Raw genomic sequence first — 8,242 nt, 5'->3', positions numbered from 1 at the left:
GTGTTGTGGTGGGTGCCGCGGGTGGGCTTCGAGGAGTTGATCGCGATGATGGTCGACGCCGACGTCGCTGTTGAGGCGGAATCAACAGGCAAGGCGTTGACGATCAGGTGAACGCCCTTCCCCGGACGCAGCGCGCCGCCGGCCGCCCCACCGCGGGTGAACCGGCCGCGCACGGGCATCTCCCTGCCCCGGCTGGGGAGGACGCCTGCGTGTGTCGTCGGGGAGGACGCTGATGAACCGCAACGCCGTCCCGCCGGGGGACATCTCGCCCACCGTCCGGCGAGCGGCGGCGCACCGGACGAGACCCGGTCCAACCGCGCCGGATCCCGTCTCGACCGGCCCGATGGCGGCGGTACCGGCGATAAGCCGCTCCACGGCCACCAGCCCGCTGCCCACCAGCCCGCTGCCCACCAGCCCGCTGCCCACCGGGACGCGGGCGACGGGACCGCTGGCCGCGGGCGCGACGGTGGCCGCTCCGGTTCCCGCCGACGCCAGGCCGGCCGAGCCGACCGAGGACGGCTGGACCCTGCGCAAGCGGTTGCGGCAGACCCGCGGCGTCCGGCTGCGCGGCGCACTGCGCGGCGCCGTCCCCCTGGCCCTGGCCGGCCTGCTCGCCAACGCCGCGAACATGGGCGTGACGCTGATCATCGCCCGCGCGATGAGCACCCGGTCCTACGGCGCGGTTGCCCAGCTGATCGCAATCTTCTTCGTCGTGTCCATGCCGGGCAGCGCGCTGCTCGTCGGGGTGGTCCGGCGGATCACCACCTGGCAGCACAACGGGCGACTGCACCTGCTGGCGGAATGGGTGGACCGGGTCCGTCGGGTGGGCGTCGCGACCGTGCTGGTGGTCGCGGTGCTCGCGATCATCGGGCGGGGGTACGTCGCCCGCGAGCTGTCGCTACCCGGCCCCGGCGGCGTCGCCGAGATCATCACGGCGGGGGCGGCGTGGTGCCTGCTGTGCGTCGACCGGGGGTTGCTTCAGTGCGCCCGCCAGTACCGGGCGCTAGCCACGAACCTGCTCGTCGACGCCGTGGTGAAGACCGTTTTCACGATCGGCCTGGTGCTCGTCGGCCTCGACGAGTCCGGCGCGGCGATCGGTGTCCTGCTCGGCGTGCTCGCGGCGCTCGCGCACGTGCGGTGGACCCTGCACCGCACCCCGGCCGCGATGGGCCGGGACCGGGCCGCCGCGGCGCCGATCGCCGGCACCGACTCCCCCGCGCCATCCCCCACCGCACTCGCCGCACCCACCGCACTCGCCGCACCCACCGCACTCGCCGCACCCACCGCACTCGCCGCATCCGCCGCGCAGTCCCCCACGGCTTCCCCGGCATCGTCCGACGCGACGCCGGCCCGGCTGGCGGTGGAGGTCGGCGCCGCCCTGGTCGCGCTCGCGCTGCTCGGGCTGCTGCAGAACGTCGACATGCTGCTGCAGGGCCGGCTCGCCCCGGACCGGTCGGGCTCCTACGCGGCCGTCTCCGTCGCCAGCAAGGTGATCGTGCTGGCCGCGGTGGTACTCGCCGGTTTCCTGCTGCCGGAAGCCGCCGATCGCCGGCATCTTGGACAGCACGCTTTGCATCAACTTGGCGCGACGATCGCAATACTCCTCGTACCGGCGGCGGGGCTGCTCTCGGCCGCTCTCATCGCACCAGACAAACTACTTTCTCTGGCCTTCGGCCCTCGTTTCACCGACGCCTCCGGCGCGCTCCTCCCCCTGGCCGCAGCGATGACCTGTCTCGGAGCTACCGTGCTGTTCACCCATTACCTGCTCGCTCTCGGAGAGCGAGGCGTCCTGCTGGCCCTGGCCCTCGCCGCCGCGGCGGCCGTCCCCCTGCTGCTGTGGGCGGACGGTTCACCGACGGCGACCGCTCGGGCCGATCTCGCCTGCCAGGCGACGCTGGCCGTCGTCACCGGCCTGTCGGTGCTCGCCGCGGCCCGTCGGACGGCACGGGCATGACCGCGCCGAGCAACGGCCGCGGCCCCGGCCCCGGTCCCGGTCCCGGTCCCGGCGCGACGATCCCGCCGACCCCCGCGGGCCTGATCCTGCCGCAGGTCGGCGTCGGCTCCGCGGTGCCGCCGGGAATCCTGGCGCCGCAGTTCGGCGCGCCCGGCATCGAGGACACCCCTCGGCCTCCCTCCCTCGCCGAGCTCGTCGAGTCCTCCGGCCTGCGCCGCGTGCACGTGCTGGCCTGGCGCGACCTGGACGACCCCGAGTCCGGCGGCTCGGAGCTGCACGCCGACAAGGTCGCCGAGCGCTGGGCGCAGGCGGGCATCGACGTGAGCCTGCGCACCGCGTTCGCCCCCGGCCATCCCGAGTCGGTCCGCCGCCACGGCTACACGGTGGTGCGCAAGGCGGGGCGCTACTCGGTCTTCCCGCGCACGGCACTGTCCGGGGCGCTGGGCCGCACCGGCCCGTGGGACGGGCTGGTGGAGATCTGGAACGGCATGCCGTTCTTCTCCCCCGTCTGGGCCCGCTGCCCGCGGGTGGTGTTCCTGCACCACGTGCACGCGGAGATGTGGCGGATGGTGCTCTCGCCGAAGCTGGCGAAGGTCGGCGAGTCGGTGGAGTTCAGGATCGCCCCGCCGCTGTACCGGCGCACCCGGATCCTGACGCTGTCCCAGTCGTCCCGGCACGAGATCATCGAGCTGCTCGGCCTGCCGCCGCGCAACATCTCGGTGGTGCCACCGGGGATCGACCCGGCGTTCACCCCGGCCGGCGAGCGGTCCCCGCATCCCCTCGTCGTCGCCGTCGGCCGGCTGGTGCCGGTCAAGCGCTTCGACATCCTCATCGACGGCCTACTGCGGGCCCACGACGAGCACCCGACGATGGAGGCGGTGATCGTCGGCGACGGCTACGAACGGGCGGAGCTGGAAAAGAAGATCCGCGCCGCCGGGGCGGGGACGTGGCTGCGCCTCGTCGGGCGCGTCGACGACGACGAGCTGCTCTCGCTCTACCGGCGCGCCTGGGTGCTCACCTCGGCGTCCGCGCGGGAGGGCTGGGGAATGACGATCACGGAGGCGGCGGCGTGCGGCACTCCGTCGGTGGCGACCCGCATCGCCGGACACACCGACGCGGTCGTCGACGGCGAGACCGGCGTGTTGGTGCAGGACCCGGCCGATCTGGGCAAGACACTGGCCGGCGTGCTCTCCGACGACGACCTGCGCGCCCGGCTGTCCGCCGGTGCGCTGGCCCACGCTGCGACGTTCACCTGGGCAGAAACCGCCCGCGCCACGTTCGCCGCGCTCGTGCGGGAGGCGGCCCGCCAGCGCGGCGCCTCCTTCCCCGCGGCCCGCGCCGCGAGCGTGATCGGCCAGCGCCGGTGACCCTGGCGACCACCCTGGTGATCCGGTGACCCTGACCACGTCACCGTCCGGTGCCGACGGGGGTCGCCCGCCGTCATCGGACGGCTCCGCCCAGGCGCCGTCCCCCCGCACCGCGAACCCGGCGGACCCGGCGGGTTCCGCAGGCCCCGCGAATCCCGCGGACCCGGCTCAGCGGCCGAACCCGCGGTCCGGCGAGCGGCCGGGCCCGTCCGGCCGGGCCGGCGCGGCGGCGTCGCGGGGCCGCCGGCTGCTGCCGTCCTGGCCGACCCTGGTGCTGGCCGCCGTGGCCTACCTGCCGCTGCTGGCCACGGCGCCCGGCAGGATCGGCGCGGACACGAAGGCGTATCTCTACCTCGACCCGGGCCGGATGCTGCGCCGGGCGGTCTCCATGTGGGACCCCGCGATCGGCATGGGCACGGTCACCCACCAGAACATCGGCTACCTCTACCCGCAGGGGTTGTTCTACTGGCTGCTGGACACGGCCGGCCTGCCCGACTGGGTGGCGCAGCGGCTGTGGACGGGCTCGATCCTGCTCGGCGCGGGCACCGGTGTGCTGTTCCTGCTGCGCTCGTTCCACTGGCCCGACCGGTTCGCATTCGTCGCCGCCGCCGGCTACATGCTCTCGCCCTACGTCCTGGAGTACGAGGCGCGGATCTCGGCGATCCTGCTGCCCTACGCCGGGCTGGGCTGGCTGATCGGCATCACCGTACGTGGCCTGCGGGAGGCCGAGCCGGGTCGCGCCGGCTGGCGGCCGACGGGCTGGCGCTTCCCCGCCGCGTTCGCCCTGGTCGTCACGACGATCGGCAGCATCAACGCCTCCAGTCTGATCTTCATCCTGTTCGCGCCGCTGCTGTGGGTGCCGTTCGCGGTATGGGGCACCCGGGAGGTCCGCCTCGGCGCCGCCGTGGGCATGTGCACCAGGGCGGTGCTGGCCGTCGTCGTCACCTCGGCGTGGTGGATCGCCGGGCTGTACACGCAGGCCGGTTACGGGCTGAACGTGCTCGCCTTCACCGAGACGATCGAGACGGTCGCCAGCAGTTCGCAGGCATCGGAGGTGCTCCGGGGGCTCGGCAACTGGTTCTTCTACGGCCAGGACGCGCTCGGCCCGTGGATCGGGCCGGCCACCCACTACACGCACGACCTGTGGCTGATCGTCATCAGCTTCGCGCTGCCGATCCTCGCGCTCGCGGCGGCCTCGACGATCCGCTGGGGGCATCGCGGCTACTTCGTCGCGCTGATCCTGCTGGGCACCACGATCGCCGTCGGCGTCTACCCCTACGACGACCCCTCCCCCTGGGGTCGGCTGTTCAAGGACTTCGCGGAGGGATCGACGGCCGGGCTCGCGCTGCGCTCGCTGCCTCGCGCGGTCCCGATGGTCGTCCTCGGCCTGTCGGTGCTGCTCGCCGGCGGCCTGGCCGCCCTGCAGGAGCGCTACGCGGCGCGTGCGGCCGCCGGGGCAGACGTGGGCGGCGGTGGGCGGCGCGCCGCCGGTCGCGCCGGTGGCCGTCGCGCCGGTGGCGGTGGCGCCCGGGGCTGGCGCCCGGGGGTCCCGCAGCTCGCGCTGGGGCTGGTGCTGGTGATCATCGCCGCGGACATGTCGCCGCTGTTCCGCGGCGAGTTCGTCGAGCCGCTGTTGCAACGTCCCGAGCAGGTCCCCGCGTACGAGACACAGGTCGCCAAGGCGCTCGACGCCGGCGACGACGGCTCGCGGGTGCTGGAGCTGCCCGGCGCCGACTTCTCGCACTACCGCTGGGGCAGCACCCTCGACCCGGTCACCGAGGGACTGATGGATCGGCCGCTGGTCCTGCGCGAACTCATCCCGTACGGCGAGGCCGGCACCGTCGACCTGGTCCGCTCACTGGACCGCCGGATGCAGGAGGGCGTGCTGGAGACCTCCGCCGTGCCGGACCTGGCGCGGCTGATGGGCGTCGGCGACGTGATGCTGCGCAGCAACCTCGCCTACGAGCGTTACCGCACCCCGCGGCCCCGCGCGACGTGGGATCTGTTCACCGCCGCCCGCCCGGCCGGCCTCGGCGCACCCCAGACCTACGGCCCGCCGATCGCCGAGGATCCGGGGATCCCCTTCACCGACGAGATCACCCTCGGGACGAAAACCTCGGTGCCCGACCCCCCGGCGCTGGCCGTCTTCCCGGTCTCGAACACCCAACCGATCGTGCGCACCGCCACCACCGCTCGGCCGTTGCTGGTCAGTGGCAACGGGGAGGCGCTGGTCGACGCGGCCGCCTCCGGGCTGCTCGCCGAGCCCGTCGCGTCCGGGCGGGCAATCCTCTACGCCCCCGAGCTGGCCAGCAAGCCGGGCGAGCTCTCCCAGGCCCTCGACGACGGCGCCGACCTGCTCGTCAGCGACACCAACCGGCTGCGGGCCGAGCGTTGGACGGGGGTCCGGGAGAACTTCGGCTACGTCGAGCAGCCCGGCGTGGCCCCGCTGACGAGGGACCCCAACGACAACCGGCTGCCGCTGTTCGCCGACGAGACGGCCGCCAACGAGACCACGCTGACCCTGCACGCCCCCGGCGCCCCGGCGAAGATCGCCGCGGTGACGGCGTCGGGCTACGGCAACTCCTTCGCCTACGGCCCGTGGGACCGGCCGGTGCGCGGTATCGACGGCGACATCAACACCGCCTGGCGGGTCGGCGCCTTCACCGACCCGTCCGGCGAGGCGTGGCAGACGACGCTGGCCGCGCCGACCACGACCGACCACGTCCGGCTCATCCAGCCGCTGGCCGGGCCCCGCAACCGGTGGATCACGCGGGCGACGCTGACCTTCGACGGCGGCTCCCCCGTCACCGTCGACCTCAGCCCGTCGTCGCGCACCGAGGCGGGCCAGGTCGTCAGCTTCCCGAGCCGCACGTTCCGCACGCTGCACATCCGGGTCGACGCGACGAACTTCGGCCGCCAGCGCACCTACGACAACGTCTCCGCGGTCGGTTTCGCCGAGGTGGAGATCCCCGGCGCGGACGGCAGGCCGCTGACCGCCGACGAGGTGCTGCGGATGCCGAGCGACAGCCTCGACGCCGCCGGCGCCTCCTCTCTCGGCCATCGCCTGGCCCTGCAGATGTCGCGGGACCGGGCCAACCCGGCCGAGCCGTTCAAGCAGGACACCGAGGAGATCATCAGCCGGTCGTTCGCGCTGCCCACGGCCCGGACGTTCGCGCTGACCGGCACGGCGCGGATCTCCGCGTACGCCGCCGACGACCACATCGACCGCCTGCTCGGGCGGCCGTCGAACCTGCCCGTCGTCACCTCGTCCGGTCGGCTGCCCGGTTCGATCGCGGCGCGGTCGTCGAGCGCCTTCGACGGCGACGTCACCACCGCGTGGAGTCACGGCATCGGCGACCCCGAGGGCAGCTGGCTCCAGGTCGTCTCGCCGACACCGATCACCACCTCCTCGGTGACGATGTCCCTGGTAGCCGACGGCCGACACTCGGTGCCGACCCGGATCGGGCTGATCGTCGACGGCCAGGTCGTCGGCTCGGTGCCCGTGCCGCCGGTCACCGACACCACCCAGCGTGGCGGCACCCGGCAGGTGACCCTGACCTTCCCGGCCGTCACCGGCAGCACCTGGCGGTTCGTCGTCGACGACGTGCGCACCGTCAAGAGCATCGACCCGATCAGCCGGTCGCCGCTGTCGATGCCGGTGGGGATCGCCGAGATCGGGCTGCCCGGCCTGGCCAGCGGCGCCACCGAGGCCCAGGCTCCGACCCAGCCCCCGGCCGTGGCTGGAGCTGGGGGCACGAGCACGGCTGGGGGCACGAACACGGGGACGGCCTCGGCCCTGCTGCCGGCGCAGCTGTCGGGGACCTGCCGGGACGACCTGCTGAGCGTCGACGGTCACCCGGTCAGCGTGCGCGTCGACGGTTCCACCGCCGACGCGGTGAACCGCCTCGGCCTGCGGGTGTCCACCTGCGGGGGGGCACTCCCCCTCGGCCCCGGCGAGCACACGATCACCACCGGGGACGGCGCCAAGCTGGGCATGGACCTCGACCGGCTCCTGCTCGCCTCGGACGCCGGCGGCGGCCCCTGGCTGGGCGCCGGCGACACCGGCACCCCCACCGCCGCCACCGCTGCTCCCACCGCCGGCACGGCCACCGGCACCCCGGCGGCGACCGGCACCGCCGCGACGCCTCGGATCACCGTCCAGTCCTCGGGCGCGACGTCGTTCACCGCGCAGGTCACCGGGGCCCAGCCGGGGACACCGTTCTGGCTGGTGCTCGGCGAGAGCCTGTCCCGGGGTTGGAAGGCGACGGTGAACGGCGCCGACGCGGGCACGCCGCGGCTCGTCGACGGCTACGCCAACGGCTGGCGGGTCACCCCGACGGCCGCGGCGTTCACCGTGACCCTGACCTGGGCGCCGCAGCAGATCGTCCGGTATTCGCTGGTGCTGTCCGCGGTGACGGTCGTGTTCTTCCTGGCCCTGCTGCTGCTCACCACCCGCCGCGCGCGGCGGCGGGTGGCGGCGGCGCACGCGGCGGGGGCGGCCATGCCCGAGCCGGACCTGCCGACGGTCGACCCCTGGTCGATCCGCCCGGCGCGGGTCGACCGGCGGACGACGGCGGGCGCGGTGGTGGGTGCCGGGCTGCTCGCCACGGTCCTCGTCTCGGTGAACGCCGGGATCGTCGTCGCCCTGGCCACCGCGATCGCGCTGCTGGCGCCGAGGGGCAGGTGGCTGACCCGGGTCGGGCCGGCGGCCTGCCTGGCGGTCAGCGCCTTGTACGTGCTGGAGGTCCAGGTCCGCCATTCGCTGCCGACAAACGGTGACTGGGTGGAGGCGTTCGGACGGGTCGCGACGGTGTCGTGGCTTGCGGTGCTGCTGCTGGCCACGGACCAGCTCGTCACGGTGCTCCAGGGGCGTCGAGGGGCCGCGGCCGCGCCGCCGGCGCAGCCTCCCGACGGGCCGGGC

Annotated in this window: 3 protein-coding genes; all 3 read left to right on the top strand. The window is 74.4% G+C overall.

What is annotated here, in order from left to right; all coding sequences use genetic code 11:
• Positions 1-232 precede the first annotated feature (232 nt).
• Positions 233-1,954 (top strand): hypothetical protein, encoded by a 1,722-nt coding sequence (locus NBZ83_RS27210; protein WP_261576056.1) that lies wholly within the window; start codon positions 233-235, stop codon positions 1,952-1,954.
• Entirely contained in the window at positions 1,951-3,321 is a 1,371-nt protein-coding gene (locus NBZ83_RS27205; RefSeq protein WP_261576055.1) for a glycosyltransferase family 4 protein, read from the top strand. The genes NBZ83_RS27210 and NBZ83_RS27205 overlap by 4 nt, the downstream gene beginning before the upstream one ends.
• 25 nt (positions 3,322-3,346) lie before the next feature.
• On the top strand, positions 3,347-8,242 hold a 4,896-nt coding region (locus NBZ83_RS27200; protein ID WP_261576054.1), incomplete at its 3' end, for an alpha-(1->3)-arabinofuranosyltransferase domain-containing protein.

The sequence above is a fragment of the Frankia gtarii genome (genome assembly GCF_025403375.1).
Classification (GTDB): Bacteria; Actinomycetota; Actinomycetes; order Frankiales; family Frankiaceae; genus Frankia; species Frankia gtarii.
The sequence above is the reverse complement of the archived record's forward strand: the minus strand, read 5'-3'. Positions and strand labels throughout refer to the sequence as shown.

Excerpts from the sequence above, each read along its gene's own strand:
- NBZ83_RS27210 (WP_261576056.1), top strand. The coding sequence starts at position 233 with ATGAACCGCAACGCCGTCCCGCCGGGGGACATCTCGCCCACCGTCCGG.
- NBZ83_RS27205 (WP_261576055.1), top strand. The coding sequence starts at position 1,951 with ATGACCGCGCCGAGCAACGGCCGCGGCCCCGGCCCCGGTCCCGGTCCC.